Origin of the sequence: Rhizobium sp. AN5 (assembly GCF_900215255.1) — a bacterium.
Classification (GTDB): domain Bacteria; phylum Pseudomonadota; class Alphaproteobacteria; order Rhizobiales; family Rhizobiaceae; genus Agrobacterium; species Agrobacterium tumefaciens.
Map to the genome: position 1 here is coordinate 16,964 of NZ_OCMJ01000002.1, position 25,987 is coordinate 42,950.

General features: G+C 57.7%; 23 protein-coding genes and 1 pseudogene. 8 read left to right on the top strand and 16 right to left on the bottom strand.

Features of this window, described 5'->3' with window-relative positions:
- Positions 1 to 94: 94 nt before the first annotated feature.
- From CRP02_RS00870 to CRP02_RS00885, 4 genes are read right to left on the bottom strand one after another with little or no spacing between them, the layout of a single operon-like run.
- Entirely contained in the window at positions 95 to 907 is an 813-nt protein-coding gene (locus CRP02_RS00870; RefSeq protein ID WP_080850357.1) for an inositol monophosphatase family protein, read from the bottom strand.
- Position 908: 1 nt separating this feature from the next.
- Positions 909 to 1,970, bottom strand: coding sequence for an ABC transporter ATP-binding protein (locus tag CRP02_RS00875; protein ID WP_097169919.1), 1,062 nt, complete (start codon positions 1,968 to 1,970; stop codon positions 909 to 911).
- A complete protein-coding gene (locus CRP02_RS00880) occupies positions 1,963 to 3,969 on the bottom strand; it encodes an ABC transporter permease (protein WP_097169920.1) in 2,007 nt (668 codons plus the stop codon). The genes CRP02_RS00875 and CRP02_RS00880 overlap by 8 nt, the downstream gene beginning before the upstream one ends.
- Entirely contained in the window at positions 3,966 to 4,925 is a 960-nt protein-coding gene (locus CRP02_RS00885; RefSeq protein ID WP_097169921.1) for an extracellular solute-binding protein, read from the bottom strand. Before CRP02_RS00885 ends, CRP02_RS00880 begins: the two co-directional genes overlap by 4 nt.
- Positions 4,926 to 5,137: 212 nt before the next feature.
- Here CRP02_RS00885 and CRP02_RS00890 point away from each other — a divergent pair, with 212 nt between their 5' ends.
- The 3 genes from CRP02_RS00890 to CRP02_RS00900 are packed head-to-tail and all read left to right on the top strand — an operon-like array spanning position 5,138 to position 8,207.
- Positions 5,138 to 6,388, top strand: a complete 1,251-nt coding sequence (locus CRP02_RS00890; RefSeq protein WP_097169922.1) for an ROK family protein — start codon at positions 5,138 to 5,140, stop codon at positions 6,386 to 6,388.
- A 31-nt stretch (positions 6,389 to 6,419) separates the two neighbouring features.
- Positions 6,420 to 7,580: a Gfo/Idh/MocA family protein gene (locus CRP02_RS00895; protein WP_097169923.1), complete on the top strand. Its 1,161-nt coding sequence runs from the start codon at positions 6,420 to 6,422 to the stop codon at positions 7,578 to 7,580.
- Positions 7,581 to 7,589: 9 nt separating this feature from the next.
- A complete protein-coding gene (locus CRP02_RS00900) occupies positions 7,590 to 8,207 on the top strand; it encodes a GNAT family N-acetyltransferase (protein WP_097169924.1) in 618 nt (205 codons plus the stop codon).
- A gap of 283 nt (positions 8,208 to 8,490) precedes the next feature.
- Here the strand turns inward: CRP02_RS00900 and CRP02_RS00905 are convergent, their stop codons facing one another.
- The 8 genes from CRP02_RS00905 to CRP02_RS00945 form a co-directional block, all read right to left on the bottom strand.
- Positions 8,491 to 8,988 (bottom strand): GNAT family N-acetyltransferase, encoded by a 498-nt coding sequence (locus tag CRP02_RS00905; protein WP_097169925.1) that lies wholly within the window; start codon positions 8,986 to 8,988, stop codon positions 8,491 to 8,493.
- The gene (locus CRP02_RS00910; protein ID WP_019565754.1) at positions 8,985 to 9,281 is read right to left on the bottom strand and encodes a DUF1778 domain-containing protein; all 297 of its coding nucleotides are present in this window, start codon (positions 9,279 to 9,281) and stop codon (positions 8,985 to 8,987) included. Before CRP02_RS00910 ends, CRP02_RS00905 begins: the two co-directional genes overlap by 4 nt.
- A 794-nt stretch (positions 9,282 to 10,075) precedes the next feature.
- Positions 10,076 to 10,969 carry an aldose 1-epimerase gene (locus CRP02_RS00920; protein ID WP_097169926.1) on the bottom strand — a complete coding sequence of 298 codons (894 nt, stop codon included), beginning with the start codon at positions 10,967 to 10,969 and terminating at the stop codon, positions 10,076 to 10,078.
- A complete protein-coding gene (locus CRP02_RS00925; protein WP_097169927.1) occupies positions 10,956 to 12,143 on the bottom strand; it encodes a galactarate dehydratase in 1,188 nt (395 codons plus the stop codon). The genes CRP02_RS00920 and CRP02_RS00925 overlap by 14 nt, the downstream gene beginning before the upstream one ends.
- A gap of 44 nt (positions 12,144 to 12,187) precedes the next feature.
- Positions 12,188 to 13,912: an ABC transporter ATP-binding protein gene (locus CRP02_RS00930; protein ID WP_179783901.1), complete on the bottom strand. Its 1,725-nt coding sequence runs from the start codon at positions 13,910 to 13,912 to the stop codon at positions 12,188 to 12,190.
- A gap of 8 nt (positions 13,913 to 13,920) precedes the next feature.
- Positions 13,921 to 15,045, bottom strand: coding sequence for an ABC transporter permease (locus CRP02_RS00935; RefSeq protein WP_097169928.1), 1,125 nt, complete (start codon positions 15,043 to 15,045; stop codon positions 13,921 to 13,923).
- A gap of 9 nt (positions 15,046 to 15,054) precedes the next feature.
- Positions 15,055 to 16,041, bottom strand: coding sequence for an ABC transporter permease (locus tag CRP02_RS00940; protein WP_097169929.1), 987 nt, complete (start codon positions 16,039 to 16,041; stop codon positions 15,055 to 15,057).
- A gap of 120 nt (positions 16,042 to 16,161) precedes the next feature.
- Positions 16,162 to 18,111 carry an ABC transporter substrate-binding protein gene (locus CRP02_RS00945; protein ID WP_065662738.1) on the bottom strand — a complete coding sequence of 650 codons (1,950 nt, stop codon included), beginning with the start codon at positions 18,109 to 18,111 and terminating at the stop codon, positions 16,162 to 16,164.
- A gap of 299 nt (positions 18,112 to 18,410) precedes the next feature.
- Between CRP02_RS00945 and CRP02_RS00950 the strand changes: the two genes are divergently transcribed.
- Genes CRP02_RS00950 through CRP02_RS00960 form a run of 3 tightly spaced genes read left to right on the top strand, consistent with a single transcriptional unit; the run spans position 18,411 to position 20,996 of the window.
- Positions 18,411 to 19,130, top strand: a complete 720-nt coding sequence (locus CRP02_RS00950) for a FadR/GntR family transcriptional regulator (RefSeq protein ID WP_003517195.1) — start codon at positions 18,411 to 18,413, stop codon at positions 19,128 to 19,130.
- A gap of 55 nt (positions 19,131 to 19,185) precedes the next feature.
- Positions 19,186 to 20,067: an SMP-30/gluconolactonase/LRE family protein gene (locus CRP02_RS00955; protein ID WP_097169930.1), complete on the top strand. Its 882-nt coding sequence runs from the start codon at positions 19,186 to 19,188 to the stop codon at positions 20,065 to 20,067.
- 32 nt (positions 20,068 to 20,099) lie between these two features.
- A complete protein-coding gene (locus tag CRP02_RS00960) occupies positions 20,100 to 20,996 on the top strand; it encodes a dihydrodipicolinate synthase family protein (RefSeq protein WP_097169931.1) in 897 nt (298 codons plus the stop codon).
- Between the two features lie 139 nt (positions 20,997 to 21,135).
- On the opposite strand, the gene CRP02_RS00965 is transcribed toward CRP02_RS00960, so the two are convergent.
- Positions 21,136 to 21,555, bottom strand: coding sequence for a type II toxin-antitoxin system VapC family toxin (locus CRP02_RS00965; RefSeq protein ID WP_097169932.1), 420 nt, complete (start codon positions 21,553 to 21,555; stop codon positions 21,136 to 21,138).
- Positions 21,552 to 21,806, bottom strand: coding sequence for a FitA-like ribbon-helix-helix domain-containing protein (locus CRP02_RS00970; RefSeq protein ID WP_097170254.1), 255 nt, complete (start codon positions 21,804 to 21,806; stop codon positions 21,552 to 21,554). The genes CRP02_RS00965 and CRP02_RS00970 overlap by 4 nt, the downstream gene beginning before the upstream one ends.
- A gap of 138 nt (positions 21,807 to 21,944) precedes the next feature.
- Here CRP02_RS00970 and CRP02_RS28035 point away from each other — a divergent pair.
- Together CRP02_RS28035 and CRP02_RS00980 are read left to right on the top strand one after the other, a co-directional pair.
- Positions 21,945 to 22,112 (top strand): annotated as a pseudogene (locus CRP02_RS28035) (IS3 family transposase); the annotation flags it as partial.
- A 459-nt stretch (positions 22,113 to 22,571) separates the two neighbouring features.
- On the top strand, positions 22,572 to 22,778 hold the full coding sequence (locus CRP02_RS00980) for a hypothetical protein (protein WP_097169934.1): 207 nt from the start codon (positions 22,572 to 22,574) through the stop codon (positions 22,776 to 22,778).
- Between the two features lie 703 nt (positions 22,779 to 23,481).
- On the opposite strand, the gene CRP02_RS00990 is transcribed toward CRP02_RS00980, so the two are convergent.
- Together CRP02_RS00990 and CRP02_RS00995 are read right to left on the bottom strand one after the other, a co-directional pair.
- Positions 23,482 to 24,429, bottom strand: coding sequence for a LysR family transcriptional regulator (locus CRP02_RS00990; protein WP_097169935.1), 948 nt, complete (start codon positions 24,427 to 24,429; stop codon positions 23,482 to 23,484).
- Between the two features lie 48 nt (positions 24,430 to 24,477).
- Positions 24,478 to 25,986, bottom strand: coding sequence for a carboxylesterase/lipase family protein (locus tag CRP02_RS00995; protein ID WP_097169936.1), 1,509 nt, complete (start codon positions 25,984 to 25,986; stop codon positions 24,478 to 24,480).
- Between the last annotated feature and the right edge of the window lies 1 nt (position 25,987).

Below are 25,987 nucleotides of genomic sequence, written 5' to 3' on the forward strand. Positions count from 1 at the left end.
GACGCGTCTCTAGGTATCTACGGCGAACTAAGAGCAGTCAGGTCTAAAGCTTGACAGTTGCGACATCAAAAGCGGCTTGCGGTTGTGAGACCTTTCAGCTTGGAGTCTCCCCTTGCTGAAACTTGGATTGGAGCCACTGATGTATGGATGACGTTCCCGCCAACAGTGAACCGCCGTCCTTTACAACACCGCCGCTAAGCGAGGTAACAAGCGCTCCGGCTTCCTGGGCAATGATCTTTCCAGCCGCGTAGTCGTAATGGCTGAGGCCGTCTTCGAAATAGCCATTTAACCTGCCCGCGCCAACATATGCGAGATCAAGTGCGGCCGAGCCAAGTCTGCGGATGCCTGCCGTCTCGTTGGTGATGGTATCCAGGGCCCGGAAGAAACTACTGCGGTCCATCGACTTCAACTGTCCGTGGATCGGCATAGATAGAGATATGATGGATTCTTCGGGCTTTTTCTCTTCCAACCGTGTCAGTTCCTTACCGTTCATCCGGGCACCCTGCCCTCGAACTGCCGTGAACATCTCGTCCCGCAATGGGTCAAGGACGACGCCCAGTATTTCGCCATCGTCGTCGCAAAGAGCGATGCTGACAGCAAAATAGGGAATGCCCCAAATGAAGTTGCTGGTTCCGTCGAGCGGGTCTACCACCCAGCGGCGTCGTGCGTCTGGCTTGCGCGTACCGGTTTCTTCACCCACGAAACCGTAGCGATCACCTGCCCTTGCCAGAACTGCGGCAATAGCCTCCTCGGCAGCAAGATCGGCCTTGGACGCATAATCACCCAAAGCTTTTCGTTGAACACTATCGCGGGACATGGCGCCGAAATGCGTCTTCAGTTCAGCTCCTCCGGCAAGTGCGGCGGACAATGCAAGCTGCATCAGTTCGTCAAGCGACAGGTCCGCCATCTCATACTCCCGAGGGTAGAAAAGTTATCGTCTCGAAATCCACACCGACGCGCGAGTCGAGATCGAGTGCGTGTCGTGTTTCCACCGAGATGGTCGCACCGTTCTCAAGTCGAAGGCTCTGCGTCCAGGCCTTGCCCATGAAGCGGCGATCTTTCACCGTTGCATTGACGAGAGCGCTGCCTTTTTCGCGGGTCATTACCTGTTCGGGACGCACGACAAGTGTGCCTTTACCGCGGTGGCCGCTTCCTGTGATAGGAAGTCTCGATCCGTCAGCCATCTGGAAGCCGGTCTCATCAAATTCACCCTCCAGAAAGTTTGCGCTGCCGACGAACTCGGCAACGAAGCGGTTCGCCGGTCGCGAATAAATTGTTTCGGGATCTGCAAGCTGCTGCACGATTCCATTCTGCATCACAGCGATCCGGTCCGACATTTCGAGGGCTTCTTCCTGATCATGCGTCACATAGATTGCTGTGAGACCGAGCCTTTTCTGCAGACTGCGCAGTTCATGGCGAAGAGCCACGCGAAGACGCGCATCAAGGTTGGACATGGGCTCGTCCATGAGAAGCAGCGGCGGGTTGATGACGAGTGCACGCGCCAGCGCGATGCGCTGCTGCATACCCCCACTCATTTCTGCGGGATAGCGCTTCTCGACGCCGTGAAGCTCGACCTGGGCCAGTGCGGCTCGAACCCTTTCAGCAACTTCGTTCTTCGGAACCTTACGCAGCTTGAGCCCGTAAGCGACATTGTCGAACACGGTCTGGTTTGGCCATAGCGCATAGTTCTGAAAGACGAAGCCGATATTTCTGTCCCAGGCGGCGAGCGAGGTCACGTTCTGCCCGTTGAACAGGATTTTTCCGCCATCGATTGGGTGGAATCCTGCAATGGCGCGCAAAAGTGTCGTCTTGCCGCAACCGGACGGCCCTAGCAGCGTGAAGAATTCGCCGGGCCTGATCGTGAGGCTGATGTCTTTCAGAACTGCATGATTGCCAAAGGTCTTGGAGACGGCGTCGATGACGACCTCGCAGCCTTGGGTTGGAGTTTTGGAAGATGAGGTTTCAACCACCGGAATTTCCTCGAATTTGGCCGTAGCCGACAATGAAATAGAGAGGGATGTAAATGATCAGCATCAGCAGGATGGTCTGTGCTGCAGAGACACCGAAATCGGCATCGACCAGCGTGTTTTCGAAGATCACGGCTGTCATCGGCTTCCACGGCGGACGATAGAGAACGATGGTAGACGACAGCTCCGTGACGATGTGAAGGAAGGTGAGCGTTGCACCGGTTACCGCACCCGCCAGAACCAGAGGTGCCGTTATGGTGAAGAAGACCCTGAATGGGCGCGCTCCAAGACTGATTGCGGCCTCTTCGAGAGCCGGGTGAACGCGCCTCAGGGCCGCCTCTGACGCCTTCACCGTAAAAGGCAGGTTACGAATGAGATAGGCAAGGAGAAGGATGAACCAGGTGCCGGTGAGTTGCAGCGGCGCCTTGTTGAACATCATGATGAGACCGATACCGAGCACCGTGCCGGGAATGACGTAGGGCATCATGACGGTGAGGCTGAGAACGGGGGCAATGATCCGGTAGCGCTTGCGTATAATCACATATGCAATCCCCAACCCGATTGCTGTTGCCGCCAGCGTTCCGGCAATACCAAGCGACAAGGTCACCCAAGCCGGCCCCATGCCGGTGCGCCACATAGTGGCGTAGTTTTCCAGCGTAAAGTTCGCCCTGGGCAGGCCGACCCGCCATTCCATGAAGCTGGAAACCAGCACCGTCAGGTGTGGCGTGAATGCCATGAGAAGGGCAATGATGACCGCGCCAAGCACTGTGACATGAGCAAGAGGCGATAGCGGCTTGCGTTCCAGCGCCCGCGACGACACCACGGCAAAACCGCGTCGCGCCAAATAGATTTGCTGCGCCATGAGGAACAGGCTCGAGATGGTGATGAGCACAATCGATCCTGTGGCCGCAAGCGCCGGATTGCGTCCTGCCTCACTCAGGAAGGACGTATAGATCAGAACCGGCAGTGCGTTGACATCGAGGCCAATGATGCGCGGCGTTCCGAAGTCAGACAGGGCTGCCATCGTTGCCAGATAGAGACCGGTGATGATGCCGGGAAGTGCCAGCGGAATTTCGACCGTCATGCGCACACGAGGCGGCTTGGCACCAAGGCTTTCCGCTGCCTCGATATGGCCAGCGTCCAAACTCTGAAACGAGCTGTGACTGAGCAGAAAGATGATCGGAAAGACCAGCCAGGTGATGACCCAAATGACGCCATGCAAGCCGACAATCGAGACATCGAGGCCGAGATAGTTGGTCAGAACGCCGTTTCGTCCCAGAAGCAAGCGCCAGGCGTATGCCCCCAGAAATGGTGGAGACACGGACGCCATAGTGACAAGAAAGACGATAGCAGTGCTGCCCGCGACCCGGTAACGTGCGACAAGATAAGCCAGCGATACGCCGATCAAAGCGGCAAGTCCGGTGGACGTCAACGCGATCAGCAGGCTGTTTACCGTGGCGGAAAGGGTTTCCGAGCGTGTAAAGAACTCGGTATAGTGGACAGCAGAGAGCGACAGCGATTTGTTTTCGAAGGTGATGTAGGCGTTCGCGGCATGTGAGAGCAGGACGGCGTTGAGCGACTGCGCGTTGATGTCTAAAGGCGCTGGTGCAGTTGTCGCGAATAGCCCCCGGGGCGCCTGCTGCGAAAGCGTGAACCGAGCCGAGCCCAGATCGAGTTCAAGTAAACCTGCCTCGTCCTTACCAACCGAAATCGGCTGTTGCGAAGAGAGGCGCAGCGTTCGGTCATCCTGGACGTCTACAGTCAGACTGTCAGTCGAACTCAACGTTATCGCAACGCCGTCAGAAAGTTTAGCAACGCTGTATCGGGCGGTCATTTCCGGGACGAATTGCAAGCCGTCTTTATTATGCAGAAGAGTAAAACGGCCGCCCTCCTCCAGGAGGGAGGCGGCCATGAGGCGAACCTGCGGGACAACAATCGTCAGGCCGCAGAGCACGAGCGCGACGATTGAAAATATCAGCCAATTGTCGCGCAGCACCTTCATTTTCCGCGAAGCTCCTGAAAGCGAGCGACGACCACAGGGCGCGGATCGACAGCGGATACGATCGTGAGCGTAGCCATGTCAGGCAGAGCGGCGGGAGGCGCTACATCCTTGCGTGCCGAGCGTCGAACGGTGGCGTCGCGAACGATTTCATGCGCCGTCTTGCTGCCGAGGAAATCGATGAAGCTCTTGGCGTCTTCGATGTGCTGTGCGCCCTTGACGATGGCTTGCGCATCGATCTGGCCGGTAACCGCATCGGTCGGATAGACGATTTCGATCGGCAGACCTTGAGCCTTCCACTTGGCACCCAGATCCTCGTTAATCCAGCCAACTGCTGCTTCACCGTCGCGTACGGCGTTGAAGGCGTCATCGGAACCGGGAGCAATGCGCGCACCCTTGGCCATTTGACCGACGAAATCCCAACCGAAATTGCCAGCAAGAGCGGAAAGAATGACATAGCCGGTGCCGGATTTTGCAGGGTCTGGAATAATCAGGCCACCGTTCTTTGCGAAGTCCTGTGAGACGAGATCTTTCTGCGTGCTTGGTATGGAGCCGGCCTCGACGCGTTTGGTGCTGACGACCAGCGGCTGCAGCAGCACCGTGAACGGATGCCAGATGTGATTGGGATCGTTAGTCACCATGTCGGCGTCGGACTTGCTTTCGAACGATTGGAAGAGCGCTGCATTTTCTTCGAAGGTCTGCGTCGGTCCGCCCCACATGACGTCTGCCGAGGAATTGCCACCTTCTGCACGCAGACGCTCGATCAGCTCGCCAGTACCGCCGCGCACGACGGTCACCTTCACATCCGGATTTTCCTTGGCAAAAGCGTCGAGGATGGGAGCAGATGTCGCCTCCCCATGAGCGGTGTAGACCACCAGTTCTCCGGCATTCGCAACACTGATGATCGACGCCGACGCCAACGCGCCCGCTATGATACGCCGCAAGGTCCATTTCAGCATGACTATGTTCCCTTTTTAAAGTCACTGAGAAGAAGGCGACCCTATTAATCCATTTACCAGATTAAAAATCAAGCCGCCTTTTCTTCGGAATTACGGTCCTTCCGTTACAGTATTATGACTGAAGGCTAAGATTATCTGCGTTGCGAACTGCTTGACGCCCATAGGCTGGGCTGATAAATTCCATTTAATTTATTAAATAGGAATTGGCCCCGATGAGCTTGATGGGCAGCAATCACACATATTCCGGCCGCTACAACCGTCGCCTCGTTTTCGATCTGATCCGATCTGGCAATGGCATAAGCCGGCGTGACCTTGTTGATTTGACAGGCTTGAAGCCGCAAACCATGTCCAATATCTGCAAGGACCTGATAGACCGTTCAGTGGTTGTGGAAACCATCCAACAAGAGGGCGCGCGCGGTGCGCCGCAAAAGAAGATGTGGGTCAGAGCCGAGGCCGGTTGCTGCCTCGGTATTCACGTGGATCGCGACGGGCTTCTGGGCATCGTCTGCGATCTGGCGGGGCGGGAGTTGGGTCGCGACACCGCATCCGCATCGCTCGAAGATCCATCCGACACCATCCGTGCCATTGCCGATATGACACAGCGTCTGCGGTCGGTTACGGTGGATCGTCCCGCCTGGGGCATTGGCATCGCGATGCCCACATTGCAGGAGGCGGAATTCGAACATCCCGTCGGCCCGCCGGGTTGGGATGCGTGGAGCCGTATGCCGGTAGCGGAAGCCATCGAAGATGCATGTGGCCTCCCCACCATCGTCGAGAATGACGCCACAGCCGCAGCAGTTGCCGAACTGAGGGTGGGAAGTGCCGGAGGACTGAGCCACTACGTCCATATTTTCGTCGGGCACGGACTTGGGGCAGGCATTATCAATGACAGCATGCCGCTCCAGGGATTTTGGAACAATGCCGGAGAAATCGGTCTCCTGACATGGCCGGCGGAACTTGCCAATCCAGATGCGGGGAAACAGACACCGTTTTCGATCGACGAGCTCGCAGCGATGCTGTCGTGCGAAAGCAAGGAGATTGCGCGGCCCGGGGCATTGGAGAAACTTTACGCTCAACGCGACAGTGTTCTGATGCGATGGCTCGATCTCAATTCAAAGCGCCTGCGGTTGCTGGTGTCGCTGCTTGAAAACATTATGGACCCGCAGACCATCGTGGTTGGAGGGCACTTTCCACCAGCGCTCATCAATTCCCTGATCGACCGGGCCTATCCCCTTTTGCCGTCAGTCAGCGCCCGAAGCCACCGCGAAATTCCCCGGCTGTGTGCTGGCGCTCTAGGGCCGGAGGCCGCCGCGATCGGCGCTGCCATGCTACCTGTGATTGCTCATGGCAGCCCAGACTTCAGGCGCCTCTCATCGATGCGCGGACGCAGCCAGACGATTGATTTCGAAAGACGCTTCGATCGGGTCGCAGGCGCGCCAACGGATGACGACACGTCATCCTGATTTACATAACTCTTGCCGACAGGACTAAAACATGAAAATCGCAATTGCCGGGCTCGGCTTTCGGCTTGCCAATGTCATTGCCTCCTTCCGCAAGGCCTGCCCTGAACTGGAAATTGTCGGCTTGATGGACCCGCAGCCTGCTGGGCTGCCAGCCATTCAGTCCGCAGGCATGGCGGCGCCGCGACGTTTCGAAACCATCGAGGCTATGCTGACGCAGACGAAGCCGGATCTTCTTATGGTCGGCTCGCCCAATCTTTTCCATCTGGAACATATCACCGCGGGATTGCGCGCAGGCGTGCGGGTTTTCACGGAGAAGCCGGTGGTGATCGACGAAAACCAGACGATGACGATGGCGCGTTTGCTTGCCGAATATGGCGATGAAAGCGTTATCGTGGGGCTCGTTCTGCGGTACTCTGACCTTTATCGGGATCTGCGCGCAGCGCAGACGCAAGGTCAAATCGGCGCCATCACGTCGATTGAGGCATCCGAGCATATCGCACCCTACCACGGAGCGTTCTTCATGCGGGACTGGCGACGGCATACGCGCTATGCTGGGCCGTTTATCTTGGAGAAATGCTGCCACGATCTCGACCTCTATGGCAGCGTTGTTGGGCAGCGGGCGATGGCCGTTGCCAGCTTCGGCGGCCGAAAGTCGTTTATCGCGGAAAACAAACCGGATCAGTTCTCAGCGTTTCAACAGCGGGAATTCTATAAAAAGCCAAGCGGCTGGCTAGAGGGTGGCGCGGTGTTTGAGAGTGACGGCGATATTATCGACTATCAGACCGCGATTATCGAATATAGTGGCGGGGCGACGATGACGTTTCATACCAATCTCAACGTTCCAGATCAGTTTCGCCGCTTCTGCGTGATCGGTAGCAAGGGAATGGCCGAGGGCGATTTCATTCGCAATCGCTTCGAGGTTCATTCGGCCGTAACGGGTGAAAAGCTTGTCGAGCGACGTTACGAAGGGCATGAAAGCGATCACTATGGCGCCGATGACCAGATGGCTTTGGATATCTATCGGCATCTGACAAAGGCTGCACCGTTGCCCGTGAATATCGTCGCGGCTTTGGAGGCGGGGCTTGTTGCAATCAAGATCGATGAGGCACGTCGTTCGCGGCGCACGATAGAGCTTGCCGAGACCTGGCAGCGTTTCGACGACGCGCTTCGCATCCCGCATGCTGCTGCTTGAGCGGCGATTATGACCATGCAAGCGCTTTCGTCATCCGTTATCATCCGCAACGCTCAACCGTCCGATGAAGCGGCGATCCTCGATATCTGCGTGCGCACTGCCGATCGAGGGCAGGACGGATCACAATACTACATTGACCAAAGACTTCCGGGATTAGTATGGGCGCTGCCATATGTCCGCTTCTGCGCAGAAAATGCATTCGTGCTGACGAATGATGGCGTCGTCATGGGCTACTGTGTCGCAGCACCCGATACGATTGCCTATGAAAATTGGCTCGAGGCCGCATGGTGGCCGTCCTTGCAGGAAGAGCTTCGCGATTTCTCAACGCGGACGGTAGAGGATGAGAACGTTCTTTCTTATATTCGAAGCGCAATAAGGACCCCAGCTCAGGTCACGGGTCCCTACCCCGCCCATCTGCATATCAATCTTCTTCCTGAGATCCAAAATGGCGGCCATGGGTCGTCGCTACTGCGACATCAACTGGATTCTTTGACGAGGTCTGACGTAAGAGGCGTCCATCTAGGCGTTAATCAGTATAACGAAAAGGTCGTAGCATTTTACGCCAAATTCGGCTTTGTGGAAATTGACCGGACACCATCGATCGTGATGGCGAAGCGGCTGATTTGATAAAATACTTAAAACGCGGCACGATTCATAAGGTCGCTCTTCACGCTGTAGCGCCTTTTGTTTTCTTTTGTCGAAGCTCGAGGATAACCAAAACTATTCCAGAAATGATTTTCATGGCGAGCTGGCCTTTAAAGTCCACTCCGTTTTGCGACAAAGTGTCTTTTCGCCCTGAAGGGGGTACGAACCTGCCGCACGTCATTTGTTGTCAGACTTTTTCGAGCAGTTCCATTGGCTTAGAAACACAGTGGAATGGACTCAAACGAAAATTATTGATGAATTTCGTTTAGGTGTTCAGCGCGTTATTGAGGTCGTGCAAACCGACCATCAGCATCATGGGATCGGACGGAGAAGACAGGAAGCCGACGGCTTCGTAGAAGGCTCGTGCGTCATCAGAAATCGCATGGACCAGCACGCTGCGGATCCCGAGCACTTCAGCGGCATTCAGCAGGCGCAAACCCGCGTCGCGCACCAATGCCCTGCCGATACCACGCCCTTGACAGGATTGATCAATGGCGAGGCGGCCAAGCACTGCAACTGGGATTGGATCAGGCATATTGCGCCGAAAGCGGCCAGGCACTTCCGGCGGCTTCACGGAGCCAGAGGCCAGGGCGTAGTACGCGATGACGCGGCTCTCGTCGCACACGACAAAGGTCCGCGACGCGCCGCCTGCTTGATTGGCCCGGGCACGGCGCCGAAGCCAGTCGTCCAGTTCAGGTACTCCAGAATTGAATTCGGCCAGTTCGTGATGATCGGCCAGGGGGACTGGTGCGCTGAGAGTCACGCCTCATCCCAGGGCGCTTTGGTCGACATCGTGCGCTTTAGACGCTCATTTGGCTGTGCAGGCGCATCGAGACGGGCAAGATATTCGGCATAAATTTCGGGGCTTACCGTGACGATTGTACGGTCGAGCAGCACCTCCTCCGCACGGCGCTCGGAAGCTTCCAACATGAAATCTGTGCGCGTTTTGCCGAGCAACTCCGCGGCGCGATCGATCAAGTTGCGAGTAGCAGGTTTGATGCGCATATTCAGCGGCACACTTGCGTCCGGGCTCTTACCCGTGTGTGAGGTCGGCATGGGAAACTCCTATCCAAGCGCATTTATATAGCGTAACGACATTATCTTTACAAGCGTCGTAAAGATAATGTCGTTACATTCGCCTGCGGACGAGCGCACGACAGACGCCGGCTTGAAGCATAACCTCATGGGATGTTGTCACGTTAAGTTACCTAGGCCGAGAAAGGCAGCGGCTCGAATTTTCAAGCAATGCAGGCAGCAATTTTCGATGCATCGAACGCTTCGAGGCGGTAGCGAATTGTTTGTGCGGCGCGGCGGCGGGCGGAAACAGAAAAGCGATGTGGGTAGCGCAGTGCATAGAAACAAACTGTTGCAATGCTCCTGGCGATTGGCGACCCTGCAGGGTTCGTTCTCGGTTGGAAACGGCAGATGGCTGTTCTCGGCCCGATTGTTGAAGCTGTTGTGCGACCAGTTGTTAAGGCCGGCAGCCACGTCCGCATTTGCCGCACTCGTAGGAGCGCAGCTTGTCAGTGATGATCCGCTAGGGAGCAAAACCACAGCGCTTCATCAAAGACACGAGTAGGCGCTTGGCCTCCCTTTTGTCACGTCGCTTCTGTAATATTTCTTCGAGAACGACGCCATCCTGATCGACTGCGCGCCCAATCCAAAACCTGGGCAACGGCAAGCCGGTTAGCGTGACAACACCTCTTGACGGGCTAAGGCCACTAGGCGCTGCAGGAGGCATACGCCGCCGCTCGGAAGACGTTGATCGCCAGGGGATATCCTTGAGATAGGAACGCATAACCTTACTGATTGCGCAGGATTCAAGACAGGCGGAGCGCCCGGAATAGCCGTTAGGTGCGTGAGGCACCTACGCCCCTGTCAACTTCAATAGAAAGCCTAATACACCCAGACAGTCGTTGACCGGGCGAGATCGTTTCGACGCCGCGGCCATTTCGCTCTGGTTCCGGTAAGCCAAGCGCTCCGGCGACCATGGAAACGGGTTCAAGACAAAGATAGCGGTCCATACGGTGGGCAGCGAGATTGCTAAAAACAGGATCGGCCTCGAGCAACAGTGAAAAACTGTCAAAACCGATGCGCGCATATGACCAGTCGGTGAAGTGCAAGGTGTATCCCGTCGTAGCAGGAATGGTAGGTTTCGAGCGGGGCACCGCTTGCTGGCCGGTTGGCACGTTCTGCACATCGAGGGGATATTGCAGTTTGGCATCGGTGCTGGCGTCGCAGCCCAATTCTGCCGAAAAATAGGGATGCCAGCCAAGCGAAACCGGCACAGGCCGGTTTTCCAGATTGGTCATCGACAATTCCACCGTCAGACGGTTGCTTTCAAGCATAAAAGATTGTTCAGCGCGGAAGGAAAATGGCCACTCAGCATCCGCCTTATAGTCAAGCACCAGCGTGCACTGATCGCCCGCCAGGCTGGAAATATCCCACGATCGTCGGTGAGCAGGTCCATGCATGGCATCAGGCGAAAGGGCGGGATGTGGAAGAAGGTCGTGGCGGATATCCGCGTGAACGAATGAGCTGCCATATAACCTGTTGTGGTAAGGAATGAGCGGATAGGCACCTGCCCTCGGCCAGTTCAACGGGTCAAAAGACTCCCCCGCTGTCGGCACCAGAATATCGCCGTGATCCTCGTGGTGCAGATGCGTCATCCTTCCACCCCAGGAAGGGCGGAGGCGGGCCGAAAGCTGCCTGAAGGCAATCGTAACCGTTTCAGGCAAAAGCATATGAGCCATCAGGCCGTTTCGGCACGCGTCGCTGCCAGTGAACATAGCCATCTTCCTGCATGGCCTTTTCATCCATCTCGACTCCCCAACCCGGTCGGTCCGGCCTCAGTTCCAGGTATCCATCCTTTGGCAGATAAGGGTCGACAACATAGCGCGTTTCATCCTCGCGTTTTTCGAGGTCAGTGCCACCATAAACATAGCACTGCCCCTTCGGTAGCCTGTATTCAAGAATACGGAAATTCTGCTGGGCGGCGGAGAAATGCACGTTGACGGCGGTGGCGAGCGGCCCCATCGGGTTGTGCGGCGCGATGCTGACGAAATGCGCCTCTGCAAGCGTAGCGATGCGGCGCATTTCCGAAATACCACCGACAACGCAGATGTCGGGTTGAATGATATCGGCGCCCCGGACTTGCAGAAGACGCAGGAAGTCATTGCGGTTGTAAAGACTTTCACCCGTTGCCAGCGTGCAGTTCAGCCCCTGCTTCAGGTCTCCCCACATCTCGATATTGTCCGGACGCAACGGCTCTTCGAAAAATAGCGGATCGTAAGGGGCAAGCGCATTACCCAGTTGACGAGCGGCAGCAGGCTCGAAAATCTTGGCATGCGCGTCGAAGGCAATATCGTAGTCGGGCCGCACCGTTTCGCGAAGCGAGCGGAAATATTCGGCCGAACTGCGCACCACCTCGCCCCAGCGATGGGCGTGAATATCGACGCGCCATGGGCTTAGCTTGAAGGCTGTGAACCCCCAGTCTTCGTTGAGACGATCGAATTCTTCCCTTGCCGCCGGCGCATCCGGTGCCGTGTAGACGCCGGCGTAAACCTTGATACGATCACGCACTTCACCGCCCAAAAGCTTGTAGACAGGCACCCCCGCCGCCTTGGCGGCAAGGTCCCAGAGGCAATGGTCAAGGGCTGAGATTGCCGAAAGACCAAGTGCTCCGGGCGGAAAGCGGTTTTGTTGGAGGAGAAGATTGTAGAGATACTCGACCCGAGTCGGATCCTGCCCGTCAAGGAAGCCGTAGAGGTAATCCAGAACCGGGGGCAATGCGAGATCGGGGCCGTGATTGTAGCATTCGCCCCAACCGGTCAAACCGTCATCGGTATCGAGAGCGACGATAACGCGGGGGCGGTCCTTGTCGCGGGTAACGAATACCCGCATGCTATCGATTTTCATGCTTTGGTCTTCCTCTTGAATTGCGAGAAGCAACAGCCGCGCTGTTATCTGGCAGCAGCTCCGTTCTTGATCTCGGGCGGCTCGACGAAGCGGAACCTTCTCGTGCGGTCGCGGTCGCGCGGATCCGGGCGCGGAATGGCCGACAGAAGTGCCTGCGTATAAGGGTGATCCGGCGCGTTGCAGACTTTTTCGGCGTCTCCCACCTCAACAAGCTTGCCGCGATACATCACTCCGACGCGGTCGCACATGTATCTGATGACGCCGATGTCATGGCTGATGAAAATGTAAGCCAGGCCAAGTTCGTCCTGCAGCCGCATGAGCAGGTCCAGCACCTGGAAACGCACCGAAACATCGAGCGCCGATGTCGCCTCATCCGCAACGATGATGCGCGGCCGGAGCGTGATGGCGCGGGCGATACCGATACGCTGGCGCTGGCCGCCGGAAAAGGCGTGTGGATAACGCTCACGTCCGGCAGGGTCCAGACCCACCTGCTCCATCAGGGCGCAGACGCGCTCATCCAGTTCTTTGCCTTTCGCAATGCCGTTGACCAGCAGCGGCTCGCCGATGACCTGTGCCACCGTCATTCGCGGATTGAGCGAACCGAATGGATCCTGAAAAACCATGCGTAACTCACGCCGCGCCGCTTTCAGCTCCGCACCTTCGATTTTGGCAAGATCGACCACCGTGCCATCCGCCCGGCGATAGCGCATCTCGCCCCCGGTCGGATCGTAGAGGCGCATGATCGAGCGGCCCATGGTGGTCTTGCCGGAGCCGCTTTCGCCGACGATGCCGAGCGTTTCGCCCGGAAGCAGCTTGATCGACACGCCATCCAGCGCTTTCATCTCACCGAAGTGCATCGAGAGGTCGTTCACTTCTAGGATAGGCGCCGCGGCAAGATCGAGCGGCGGGCGGGCAAGCCGGATATCCGCCTTCTGCTCCAGCTTCAGAACCGAGCCAATCAGCATGCGCGTATAGGGGTCTTGCGGATTGTGGAATATTTCATCGACAGTGCCATATTCCTTGGCGACGCCGTGATGCATGACCAGCACGTCATCGGCAATCTGCGCCACCACGCCCATGTCGTGGGTGATGAACAGCACCGCCATGCCATGCGCCTTTTGCAGCCGCGATATCAGGTCGAGGATTTCGGCCTGCGTCGTGACGTCTAGCGCGGTTGTCGGTTCGTCAGCGATCAACAGTTGCGGTTTGCAGGCTAGCGCCATGGCGATCATGGCGCGCTGGCGCATGCCGCCGGAATATTGGAAGGCATAACGATCCAGCGCCTTTTCGGGGTTGGGAATTTCCACCTGTCGCAGCAGCTCGATGGCTTCCGCACGTGCCTGCGCCTTGCTCATCTTCAAGTGCAGCCGCAGAACTTCGGTGATTTGATCACCGACGGTATGCACCGGCGACAGCGACGACATCGGCTCCTGAAAAATCATCGCGATATCTGCGCCGCGCACCGAGCGGATGGCCCGGCTGCGCGGATCGAGCTTTGCGAGATCCAGCGACGTGCCGTCGGCACGGTTGAGGATGATCGACCCGGAAGCGATGTAACCGGGGCTGTCGATGATCTGGAGGATCGAGCGGGCGGTGACGGATTTGCCGGAACCGCTTTCGCCCACGACGCAGAGCGTCTTGCCGGGATCGATGGAAAAGGAGAGATCGTTTACCGCGCGGAAAATGCCGTTTCGCACGGGAAATTCGGTGACCAGATTGCGGACGTCAAGCAGCGGTCGGTCTGGCTTCATGGAGAGAATATCGCTCATCCGGGGCCTCACTTGTTATAGGGGTCGGCTGCGTCACGCAGACCGTCACCGAGCAGATTGAGCGCCATGACGGCAACGACAACAGCCACGCCGGGCAGGAACAGCCACGGCGCGGTTGCAATCGAGCGAATATTCTGCGCCTCGCGAAGCAGCACGCCCCAGGAAATGGTCGGCGGCTGGAGGCCAAGACCGAGGAAGGACAGCGAGGTTTCCGCAAGGATCATCGCCGGAACCGCAAGCGTGACCGAGGCGATGATGTGGCTCGAAAAACTCGGCAGCATATGGCGGAAAATGATGCGCCCTTCCGGCACGCCATCCAGCCGGGCTGCCGCCACGAATTCTTCCGTCCTCAGTGACAGGAACCTGCCGCGCACGACGCGGGCAAGCTGCGCCCAGCCGGTCAAAGACAGGATGATGGTGATCATCATATATTGCAGCGTTGCCGGCCAACCCTGCGGCAGGGCGGCGGCAAGCGCCAACCAGATGGGAATGGTCGGCAGCGACAAAACGAAGTCGATGACGCGCTGCATGACAAAATCGATGCGGCCGCCGTAATAACCGGAGATACCGCCCAGAACGACACCGAGAAGCAGCGAGAAAAACACGCCGACGAGACCGATGGACAGCGAAATCTGCGAGCCCTGTATTACCCGGCTGAAAACATCACGGCCAAGGCGATCCGCGCCGAAAAGGAAGAGCGGTCGGGTCTTGTCGGTCGAGGCCAGCAGATGGATATCCGTGGTGAACAGGCCGAGCACCGAATATTCGTAGCCGCGACCGAATAGCTGGATCGGGATTTTCTTGGCCGTATCTTCGACGAACACTGCTGCCAGCGTTTCAGGATCACGCGTCAGCTTCAGCGGATAATAATGCAGACCAAGCGAGAGGCCGTCCCTCGTATCGAGGAAATGCACACGTTGCGGCGGATGGAAAGTGGCGCGCGCATTCTGCAGAACCGGATCGTTGATGGCGAAGAAACCTGGCAAAAGCGCGACGATATACATGGCGATGGTGACGAACAGGGCGGCCATGGCCAGCCTGTGGCGCTTGAACGCCCACCAGATCAGTTGCCATTGCGAGGCGACGGCAGCGCGGTCCGGCCGGGTATTGGTGGTGATGGCGATATCGCTCATGGCGCCCTCCTATTCGAGACGGATGCGCGGATCGACCAGCGCAAGAAGGATGTCGCTGATGAGCGATCCGATCAACGTCAATCCGCAGACCAAAAGCACAAAGGCGCCGGCGAGATACATGTCCTGCGCCATCAGCGACTGCAAAAGCAGCGGCGCGGCCGTCGGCAGATTGAGCACGATAGCAACCACAACCGAGCCTGAAATGAGATTGGGCAACAGCCATGCAATCGTGGAAATGAATGGGTTGAGCGCAATTCTCAAAGGATATTTCGTCAGAAGCCGGAACTCGGACAATCCCTTTGCGCGCGCGGTGGTCACGTAGGGTTTGGGTAATTCGTCCAGCATGTTTGCGCGCATGACGCGGATGAGGCTTGCCGTGGAGGATACGGCGAGGATCGCAACTGGTAGCCAGATGTGGGCCATCAGATCCATCATCTTGGCGATGCTCCACGAGGCAGTCTCGTACTCCGCCGAAAACAGCCCTCCGACATCGGCCCCAAATTCCACCGCCGCGACATACATCAGCACCAGCGCCAGAAGGAATGACGGTATGGACAGGCCGAAAAAGGAGAAGGCGGTAAAAAGATAATCGCCGATCGAATATTTGCGCACGGCGGAGAAGACGCCGATCGGAAGTGCGATGGCCCAGGTTGCGAGAAGGCTTGCTATGGCCAGAACCAGCGTCAGCGCCATGCGCTCCCAGATGAGGCCGGAAACGGGCTGCTGCCATTCGAACGAGATGCCAAAATCGCCGCGACTGATAATGCCCCATATCCATTTGAGATATTGCATGATCATCGGGTCATCGAGGCCGAAGCGCTCTCGCAGTTGCGCCGCCGTATTGTGGTCTATGACTTCGTTGGACGCAGCAAGCGTGGCGATGTAAGTCGTCACGTAGTCACCGGGTGGCAGCTGGATCAGTACAAAGGCAAGAAAACTGACGGCGAACAGGGACGGTATCATCCACAGCAGGCGTTTTACGATAAATAGCAGCATAACGTTCTCGCAATCACGTTTTACCACACGCGCCGCCATCCACTACGAGACGGCTTTCGGGTGGTCGAAGCAACCTGAGAGGCGCCGCCGCGTTGATGAAGCGGCGCCCATGTGGCGGTGTCAGCTTGTGAAGGTGAACTGTTGCGGCAACGCCGGGCCGGGGTTGGGCCATGACCAGCTGTCGGGTTCTTTCTCCGGCACGTTGCGAAGGTTGTTGCGGATGATACCGAAACCACCAACGGCAAGGCAAAGACCGATCGTCTCGAACTCTTCCGCCGCAATATCGAAGATTTCCTTCATCTTCTCGCCACGCTTGACAAGGTCGGCCGTCGAACGCGCTTCATCGAACAGTTTGAAGCGCTTCTTCTGGCTTTCCGGCGGCTCTTCCCCCTTCTGCCCGTTGGATGTGTACCAAAGCGCCCACGGAATGGCGTAGCGCGACCCCTGCGGGTGGAACGCGAAGAAGTCACGCGGGTCGAGCATCGGATCGAGACCGCCCGGACCCGGCCAGACCGCCGCATCATGGGCGTTATCATCGCCGCGTGTGTAGTACAGCGCGCGTTCGATGGTGTTGACCTTGATATCGACGCCGATTTGCGCCCACTGCGCCTTTACCAGTTCCAGCGCATCGACCAGATCGGGATAGAGTGTCGGGATCACATCGATCGAGAAGAAAATCGGCTGGCCGTCAGGCCGGAGCCGCATGCCGTTGCCGTTCTTCTTTTCGTAACCCGCCTTGTCGAGAAGATCGTTCGCCTTGGCGACATCGTATTCGGTGCTCTGACGCGCCAGCTTTTCGTGATACCAGGGATGCGTCGGGCGCGGCCCCGCCTGATAGCCCTCGCTCTGGCCGAAATAGACGATGTCGATGATTTCCTGGCGGTTGAGCGCGATGGACAGCGCCTGACGGAACGACTTGTCGCCGAACATCTTGCGCATCTCAGGGTCTTTGTGGGTGATGTTGAGGTAGATCTGGCACTGCTGCGCAGCCGATGGCACCAGCGTCAACAGACGGTAATCGCCCTTTTTCATGTTCTGCGACAGCGTCGGCTTGTTGGCGAGAACGCTGATATGGCGTTCCTGAATGTCGATCTTGCCGGAGATGACGTTCAGCATCAACGATTCGACATCCTGCGAAATGCCGAAATTGACTTCGTTGATATAGGGAAGCTGGTTGCCTTCTGTATCGACCTGCCAGAAGTAAGGATTGCGTGTCATGACCACACGGGTCGCGCCGCCGGAATAGGGTTCCTTGACCACCCACGGGTCGAGCGTCGGCTTGTCGACATTCGACCAGCGCGACGGAATTTCGATGTCGCCGCACTTGGCGCGGAACAGTTCCGTCCAGCTGGAAACGCCAGCCGCCTTGACGTCGGCATCGAGCGCCGTGTTGTATTTCGGCAGGAACTTGCTGCAATAATGCTTGGCAAACAGCGTCGGATGCTGGCCGAGCGGCGTGGCGAGGTTTTCCAGATAGAGCGCGTTTGGCGCTGCGAATTTGAACCTGACCGTGAAATCATCGACTTTCTCGACATCGACCGCCTTACCGGCGACGGAGAGCTGCGCCGGGGTAGCGCTGTAAAGCTCCTTGTTCTTGATGCAGTCCTCGATGGCGAACACCACGTCATCTGCGGTAAAGGGATGTCCATCAGACCATTTCGCGCCCTGCAACAGATGGAAGGTGAACTGCGAGGCGTCGTCATTGACCTCCCATTTCTCGGCAAGGTTGGGCAGAACTTCGGTGAAGTCCATGTTCCAGCGCACCAGCCCCTGGTTGCCGACCATGCGCAGGATGCCGTTATGGTCCGACGAACCGCGCAGGCCGCGGCGCAATGTGCCGCCATAGGTGCCGATCTTTTCATGCGGCGTTACCACCATCGGATTTTTTGGCAGACGTTCCGCCAACGGCGGCAGTTTGCCGTCTTTTACCAGGGCTGCCAGTTCCGGCGCTTCCTTGCCGGCAGCAGCCAGGGCCGAGCTCCCGATGACGGACACGGCGGCGACGCCGCCAAGCCCAGCCATGAAGGTTCGGCGCGTCACGCCCAGTGAAAATTTATCGCCATCGCGCATCGACTATCCTCCCAAAAAATCACCGGCAGCGAGACAGCTTTCACCGAACCGCAACAGCCTCCCGGCCAGCCAGCACACCGATCCTCCACCGGCAGGGCAGACCATATGGGCGTTTTCAGATGATTACAAGTATTGACAGATTTTTACATATTTTTTATTCGTAGACCGGTTTTCATGATCAGGTTTGAGGAAAGAACCGGCACGACAGTAACCACGTTCATGAAAACCCCGGTATTTCTGTTGCGATTGAAATGCAGGAAACCCATTAACTTCAGCGATTTGCAACGGAAGGGCTGCTGATGGACAATCAAACCGCATCCGCCGCCGCTCGAGGCGAGACTCGCTTGAGCGACATCATCTACGAAAAGATCATCGGAATGATTTCTGATGGGCGGTTTCCCGTGAACGAGCGGTTGCCGTCGGAGCAAAATCTGGCTTCCCTGTTCGGGGCTTCCCGGCCTGTGGTGCGCGAAGCGCTGGAGCGGCTGCGCAACGACGGGCTTATCGTTTCGCAGAAAGGTTCCGGCTCCTATGTGCGCCAGCAGCCGGATTCATCCGTGTTGCAGCAGGTTCCTGTCGGCTCGCTTGCCGATGTGCAGCGTTTCTTCGAGTTCCGGTCCGGCCTTGAGTCTGCAGCCGCCGAACTTGCAGCACGCAGTTGGCAGGCGGCCGACAAAGCCCGCATCGAACAGGCCATTACCGCGCTGGAACAGTGTCTTGCGCGCAACGATCTTGGTGCGGAGGAGGACTTTGCCCTGCACGAAGCCATTGCGAAAGCGAGCCATAACCAGTTCCATATCACCGTGCGCATATGGTTCAAGCCGCATTTCGCGATCGGCCAGTCGGTGACACGCAGCCTCAGCCTCAAGCGTACGCCGCAACATGTGCGCGAGGTACAGAACGAACATACGGCAATCGTGGAAGCGATTTTTGCGCGCCAGGAACAGGCCGCGCATGACGCAATGAAAGATCACATCCTGAAGGCTCGCGCCCGCATGTTTCAGGGCGTCGGCAGCTAGAACCGTTTTTCCACATTTCAAAAGGCGAGCCATACACGGCAAGGGAAAATAATCAGTGATCCAGCCACGCATCATAGAGCCGAAACTCCGCTCTCTCATCGACACGCCGTTGAAGGTCGGCGAATCACCGGCATGGGATGAGCGTACCGGGAATCTGTGGTTCGTCGACATTCTCGCCCCCGCCATTTTCTGCCTGCATCCGGGCGGCAAACTCGACAGATACGAAATGCCCGCACAGGTGGGATGCCTCGGTCTTTGCGACAATGGCCTTGTCGTGGCGGGCCTCAAGACGGGCGTGTACCTTCTAGACCCCGCAAACGGCGCGCTCGAACTGCTGTGCGATCCGGACGAAGGACGAGCAGACAGCCGTCTCAACGACGGCAAGGTCGGCCCCGATGGCCATTTCTGGGTGGGAACCCGCGACGAGGCTGCCGTGCAGACAGGAAATGCCCGCCTCTATCGTATCGCGCCGGATGGCGGCGTCGAGCTTGTCATCAATGGCGATATGTTCACATCGAACGGGCTTGCCTGGAGTCTGGACGGAACGCGTATGTATCATTCTGACAGCAGCGGTCTGATGTATCAGGCGTTCGATTTCGATGTCGCGACGGGCACGCTCGGTCCAGCCGAACGCCTGCACGATTTCGCACCCGACGAAGGCAGGCCTGATGGCGCGGCGACCGATTGCGAAGGCTGTTACTGGAGCGCCGGCGTTCAGGCCGGGCGTCTCAACCGCTTTTCGCCGGAGGGCGAACTGTTCGAGATATACAGGTTGCCGTTCAAAGGGCCGACCATGCCATGTTTCGGCGGCCCGGACCTCAAAACGATCTATCTCACGAGTCTTGTAATCGAAACGAACGGAACAACCACCCCAGGTACGCTTGTTGCGTTTGATGTGCCTGTCGTGGGCGTAGCCGTTCACAAATTTTCTATCTGAAGATGCCCTTTGATTTTTAAGGAAACCAGTTGATGACGACATTCGATTTCCGCCAGGCTCTGCACGGTATTTCCGGCGTCCCCGTAACGGCTTACGAGACAGATGGGGAAGTCGATATAGGTGTCACCATCGAAGCTTATGCCCGTGTAGCAAAGGCGGGCATCCACAATATCGTTGCTGCGGGCAATACCGGCGAGTTTTACGCGTTGACGCCCGCTGAAATTCTCAAAGTCTACGAAGCCGCGATAGAAGGGGTGAACGGGCAAGCCCCCGTTACTGCAGCGATTGGACGCTCGCAGCGGGAGGCCCTGTCCATGGCGCGTCGGGCCAGGGAGATGGGCGCGTCTGCAGTCATGTCCCACCAGCCGGTTGACCCGTTCGCAGCGCCGCAATCACAGATCGACTATTTTATCGGCCTGGCTGAAGGCAGCGAATTGCCTCTCGTAGCCTATGTCCGCGCCGACGGGTTCTCGGTCAACGACATGGTCAGACTATCCAGCCATCCGAATGTCGCAGGCATAAAGTTCGCGACGACCGATATTATGCTTCTGTCGCGCGCGATCGCCGCTTCCGATCCTGACGGCTCACTTTACGTGTGTGGACTGGCAGAAAGCTGGGCTCCCGCCTTCTGCGCCGTCGGAGCCCGCGGTTTCACATCCGGTCTCGTCAATGTCGCTCCGCACTTTTCCCTGCAAGTTCATGATGCACTGACGGCCGGCAATTTCTCGGCCGCACGTAAGATCGTTGAAAAGATCGAGTTGTTCGAACGGCTGCGGACACGATACCGGAACGGCGCCAATGTGACTGTGGTGAAGGAAGCGATGCAGATACAGGGTCTTGCGGTTGGCCCAGTTCGAGCACCAGGACTCGCCCGTCTGGACGACGAGGATCGTGCTACACTTGAAGTGCTGCTTGCCAGCTGGCAATGACAGAAGCCTCATTCCCAACTGTGGAAATACGCTACGATGCCGATGATGGCACCCAATCCATCTGTGGAATTATGTGCCTAACCGGCTCGGTTGCGATGAACAAACAATGCCATGCGTCACGCCCAGATGACCATTGTGGTTATCTGGACCAGGGGTTGATCACTTTCACCCCGGCAGCCTCGAAAGGGCTTGTATCGCGAGTTGAGATCGTGAGGCCATTTGCCGCCGCTGTGGCTGCAATGTAGCCATCGGCAGTGCCGATCGCTTTCCCAGACGCTCGAGTGCGTGCCATCAGTTCAGAGTAGAATTGAGAAGTAGTCAGATCGAAGGACAGGATGCGGCCGGAAAAGTGTGGCAGCACCTCGCCCTCGAGACGGTCGAGGAGGATAGTTTGCCGTCTGCCTGAAGGCATAGCAGCAATTCCGAAGCGAAGTTCCGCAATCGTTATTGCGGAGATGAACAGCGTTTCGACAGCTTGGGCGTCCAACCAGGCAATCACCGCCTCGTCTGGAACCGGTTTCCACGGTTCGGATATGACGTTGGTGTCAAGCAAGATCACTCGAAGGTCATCGGCTTAGCAGGTGTCTTGTCGCGACTTGTCTGAAGAGCTTCAACGTCGCTGTCGGAAAGCTCGGCGTCGCGACCAATGGCCGCTAGCAAGGACCCGAGCTGAATACGTTCCGGAGGACGAACAGCCGCTTCAATAATGGCACGAATCTCGGCCTCCGTGCTCCGGCCATGACGAGCCGCTCGCACCCTCAGAGCGCGATGTGTTTCTTCAGAAAGGTTACGAATGGTGACCGCCGGCATTGATATCATCCTTGAAAAAATGATCTCTTTGATATCAAATTACCAAGAACGATGCTAAAATTCAAGAGTACTGAGTTTCAGCAGGATTTGACCCGTTGGGGGTGCGGATGAAAACTTGGACCACCAAAGAGGTGGTTCATGTATTCCTACGCAGACAGACTTCGAGCCGTTGAGCTTTACATCAGGCTTGGCAAGCGACTTAACGGGACCATTCGCCAGCAGGGTTATCCCACAAAGAATGCGCTGAGGGGCTGGTACCGCGAGTACTTACAGCATCGCGACCAGCGACCTTGGCCGTCCAGGCGCGGCTCGCTGAGACGACGCTCGTGAAATCCAGTGAAGGTGACAGCGAGACGAGCGGCATAGCGTTCGACTTCGCCGTATAGCCGTTTGGATAAACCCCGAGCACGGATTGGCGCACGGCCCCCCTTTCGGAATTATTGAGGACCGGTACGAGAAGTGGAATATCCGCGGCTTCCGCAATTTGGTGGCAAGCGACTGGGTTGGAAAACATGCCAAATGCGGCGGGAAAGCACCAGTTCCGGTCAAGACGCAGGACTATGTTTGCGGGCGCCGCCGATACGAAAAAGGCGCTCAATCCGTGAGGGGAGCAACCTTCTTTTTGTATCCCGGGGACAATATCCAACGCCGCTGCAATTTCAGCGGTAATGCTCAGATATTTTTTGAGGAAGAGCAATTTGGAGTCGCGATCTGGACTACTCCCTGTTAGATCTTCCCGTCCATCTGAATATCAGGCGAGGCAACATGAGCACAGACCCCGAAACCCGCAGGGCGATCGCGCAGCGTGCTATTGCTCGCGCGGCAGCGCGTGATATGCCGATCGACAAGGATCCTGTCTTCGTTGCTTTGCTGGAGCAATGGTCCCGCGGAGAATTCGACATGAAAGCCATGCGAGAAAGGTACCTTGATATGATCGCTCTTCAAGCTGCCGAGCGGCGGGACCTGCGCTAAAGCCGCCTCGGTATAAATCCCTCAGAATCGTCGAACGAAGAATAAAAAAATGGGCCTGCGGAAACCGCGGCCCATGAAGTGTGGAGATCTAAAACCTCCAGAGGGGAACAGCTGCTGCGACGGAACTGGGAGGTGACCGTCATCTGCATCAGCTGAAGGCGTTATGCCTGATTTTTGACCATCAGGAAAACATTTATTGTGCAATGCAGCTATGCAGCCGCCGCGAGGGTCTCGTCGTCCAGATCTGCCACCGGTCGAGCTTTGATTGCCCGCGGCTTCGGCATCGTGCATCTGGCGACGGAACCGTATATTGGTCGTCCTCGTAGGCGGCTCGGAGCCGTTTGAGCCGGGCAGTATTGGCCGCCAGCTTGGCCTTGCGCATGAGGCGCCCATCGCCTGAAGCGATGGCCTTCTCCATTGCGAACTGGTTGGCGGTGCCTTCCGATATCCTTTGCAGCTTGTCACGGGCGGCCTCGGTATCGACGCGTCGCCCGGCGGTTTTAGCTCTCTGGCCCCTGCGGCCTTTTGTAGTAATGAGCTCGCCCACGTCGGAACAGGTTTTAAGGAGGCCAGAATGATCAGGCTGTGTAAGATCCTCGACAAGCTGAGCTGAAAACGAAAGCCGCCGCCTACATCCTTTGCCGGCGCTGCCTTTTCCCTGCAGTGTCGCCTTTGGCAGGGTCTGGCAAGTAAGATGTACAAGTCAATCGAAAGACTGAATCTGCGATATTCTGTCGTAGATAATCGCTTGAGGAATATCGGCTACCAGCCGTCGTGCCGTTGCCACCAGTTGTTCCACCTCGAAAATGACCGGCCGACCGGCAGCCGTCACGAAGCCCCACTGGAACGGGATATGAAAAGACAGCGGTATGACGCGAACACCCTCTACAGGCAAACCCCAGAGAGTAATCGACTCGACGATTGCGACACCGAGACCCATGCGCGCCAGCGACAGGGAAACGTAGGTCGCATTGCTATCGATGACGGAAGAAGGGTCGACACCGAGACTGGAAAGCACATCATTAATCCGCATACGTAGGCGGAAGGGGTTTGCCGAAGCGATAAGCCGGTTTCCGGCAAGGTCTGCGGCGGAGATGACCGCCTTCCGAGCGAGCGGATGATCTTCCGCGAGCACGGCCACGCACGGCACCTCCCCCAGCCAGTGAATATCGACGCCGGGATTGTCTAGCGGAAGGCTGACGGCGCCGAGATCCGCGGTGCCCGCCATCACCGCCTGCACGACATTTTCCGAAGAAATGCTCTGGAGATGCACATGATCGGGAAACCGGTCCGCCGGCAGGGCCGCGAGCGCCCTTGGCAGGAGGCTTGCAGCAATCGCCGGAATGGACGCGACCTCGATGGCCGTGCGCCGTGAGGCGTGAATGCGCCTCGCACTTTCGCTAATCGTCCTGAGGCCGCCGAGGAACAACTCCGCTTGGGCGAAAAAGGCCACTCCTTTTTCTGTGGGGGTGATACGGGGACCATTGCGATGCAGCAGCGCAAAACCGATTTCGCCCTCCAGATCCTGAATGAGGCGTGTCACGACGGGTTGAGACTTGCCCAAGGCCTTCGCTGCACCGGTGATGCTGCCGATTGAAACCACCGCCACGAAAGCTTCTAGCTGCCGCGTATCAAGATAGTCAGACGCCATTTTTCACTCCGCCCAGGACCTGTGTTTTTGCCTCGTCGTACCCAAGCGCTATACCGGTCCGCGATCGTCATGGCCAGCTGGCAGCCAAAGCGCCTCGCGCCCGTCGAAGGGGTCGGCAGTAAATTCAAAACCGGCCGGGCCTGCACGCAGAACCACTGGTTTGTCAGCATGATAGAGCGGCCACTCACCGTTTGGGGCGCGGGGACGTTCGTCCTTTATGAATGAGGCCCACAGATCATGTATCGCTCTTGCGAAGTCCGGATCCGCCACGCGCTGGCGCTCGGGCAATTCGCGGTCATTCGAACCATCACGATACCAGACGGAACCGACTTCGGCGCCGTGTGGCGCACCCAGCTCATCGGCCTCCAGCGAACCGTAGAGATATTTATAGACCGGATTGAAACGGGCATGCAGCCTCGCGAAACGTATGGCTGGGAGCTGAAAGACGAGATCGCCAGCAATCGCGCGCCAAATGCCGCGCGGGCTGTGGTTGGGCAGAGCCATGCGATAGCGCTTAACAATATCGGAGCCGGCGAGGCCACGCGGAAGAACGCGCTCATGCAGCAGCCCGGCGCAAAGTGCGAAGTCCATCTTAGGCTGCACGATTGCGTGGGCCACATGTTCGCCAGTTGTGCAGCCGATCATCATTGGCACGGCGGCGGTGCGGCCTTCGCGCGCGGCAGTTTCCGGATGTTTCGGCAGACTTGCCCCTTCGATGACCGGAACGAAGGGAACGCCAAGCATCGAGGCGTCCCCGTCACGGGCGAAATCATGCTCCTCATAGGACTGGTTGCAAAGATCACGCTGGATTTCAAGCAACCGGTTCATCGGCAGGGCTGCGAGCGAAGCCTCATCGGCATTTGCGGCCGCCAGAAACCGTCGGGTCAGCCTTTCGGCATCGTCCATCGAGGCGACACCGGTGCTTGAACCGCTCTGTGGCATGGCCCGGTGGAAAAGTCCCTGCGCGTCCGGCATGGCCATCAGCGCCGCGACTGCAAAGCCACCGGCCGAACGCCCGGCCAGCGTCACCTGGTCCGGGTCGCCACCGAAGGCGGCGATATTATCGCGCACCCATTCGAGTGCGGCGACAAGATCGAGCAGACCGCGATTGTCGGGCCTGCCTTCAAGATGGAGGAAACCGAGCGCGCCCAGGCGATAATTGACCGTGGTCTCAACGATGCCGCTCGCCGCGAACGCACCGCTCTGCAGCACCGGTTCATTGGCCGAACCGACCGCGTAGCCGCCACCATGGATCCAGAACAGCACGGGCGCTCGCCCTGCCGTATCAGGCGTGCGGATGTTGACGGTCAGGAAATCCTCGCCAAAGGCAAGTTTAGAGGTCGCGGCGGCACCGACCGGACCATAGGTTGGAATTTGCGGGCAGACGGGACCAAGCTGGGTGGCATCGCGCACGCCCTGCCACGGTGAGACCGGCTGCGGCGCGTCGAAACGCCGTTCCGGCTTTACCGGCGCGGCGTAAGGCACACCGAGAAAGGCGTGAATTCCGTTTTCCCTGATACCTTGCAACGTACCGGCTGCCACTTTCACGATGGTCATG

Bases quoted from the DNA above. Each gene is read 5' to 3' on its own strand.
- CRP02_RS00970 (WP_097170254.1), bottom strand. From the start codon at position 21,806: ATGCCGGCGGTCACCATTCGTAACCTTTCTGAAGAAACACATCGCGCT.
- CRP02_RS00910 (WP_019565754.1), bottom strand. From the start codon at position 9,281: ATGCCGACCTCACACACGGGTAAGAGCCCGGACGCAAGTGTGCCGCTG.
- CRP02_RS00870 (WP_080850357.1), bottom strand. From the start codon at position 907: ATGGCGGACCTGTCGCTTGACGAACTGATGCAGCTTGCATTGTCCGCC.
- CRP02_RS00890 (WP_097169922.1), top strand. From the start codon at position 5,138: ATGAGCTTGATGGGCAGCAATCACACATATTCCGGCCGCTACAACCGT.
- CRP02_RS00895 (WP_097169923.1), top strand. From the start codon at position 6,420: ATGAAAATCGCAATTGCCGGGCTCGGCTTTCGGCTTGCCAATGTCATT.
- CRP02_RS00945 (WP_065662738.1), bottom strand. From the start codon at position 18,111: ATGCGCGATGGCGATAAATTTTCACTGGGCGTGACGCGCCGAACCTTC.
- CRP02_RS00930 (WP_179783901.1), bottom strand. From the start codon at position 13,912: ATGAGCGATATTCTCTCCATGAAGCCAGACCGACCGCTGCTTGACGTC.
- CRP02_RS00980 (WP_097169934.1), top strand. From the start codon at position 22,572: ATGAGCACAGACCCCGAAACCCGCAGGGCGATCGCGCAGCGTGCTATT.
- CRP02_RS00885 (WP_097169921.1), bottom strand. From the start codon at position 4,925: ATGCTGAAATGGACCTTGCGGCGTATCATAGCGGGCGCGTTGGCGTCG.
- CRP02_RS00990 (WP_097169935.1), bottom strand. From the start codon at position 24,429: ATGGCGTCTGACTATCTTGATACGCGGCAGCTAGAAGCTTTCGTGGCG.
- CRP02_RS00950 (WP_003517195.1), top strand. From the start codon at position 18,411: ATGGACAATCAAACCGCATCCGCCGCCGCTCGAGGCGAGACTCGCTTG.
- CRP02_RS00880 (WP_097169920.1), bottom strand. From the start codon at position 3,969: ATGAAGGTGCTGCGCGACAATTGGCTGATATTTTCAATCGTCGCGCTC.
- CRP02_RS00920 (WP_097169926.1), bottom strand. From the start codon at position 10,969: ATGCTTTTGCCTGAAACGGTTACGATTGCCTTCAGGCAGCTTTCGGCC.
- CRP02_RS00995 (WP_097169936.1), bottom strand. From the start codon at position 25,986: ATGACCATCGTGAAAGTGGCAGCCGGTACGTTGCAAGGTATCAGGGAA.
- CRP02_RS00900 (WP_097169924.1), top strand. From the start codon at position 7,590: ATGACCATGCAAGCGCTTTCGTCATCCGTTATCATCCGCAACGCTCAA.
- CRP02_RS00960 (WP_097169931.1), top strand. From the start codon at position 20,100: ATGACGACATTCGATTTCCGCCAGGCTCTGCACGGTATTTCCGGCGTC.
- CRP02_RS00925 (WP_097169927.1), bottom strand. From the start codon at position 12,143: ATGAAAATCGATAGCATGCGGGTATTCGTTACCCGCGACAAGGACCGC.
- CRP02_RS00935 (WP_097169928.1), bottom strand. From the start codon at position 15,045: ATGAGCGATATCGCCATCACCACCAATACCCGGCCGGACCGCGCTGCC.
- CRP02_RS00940 (WP_097169929.1), bottom strand. From the start codon at position 16,041: ATGCTGCTATTTATCGTAAAACGCCTGCTGTGGATGATACCGTCCCTG.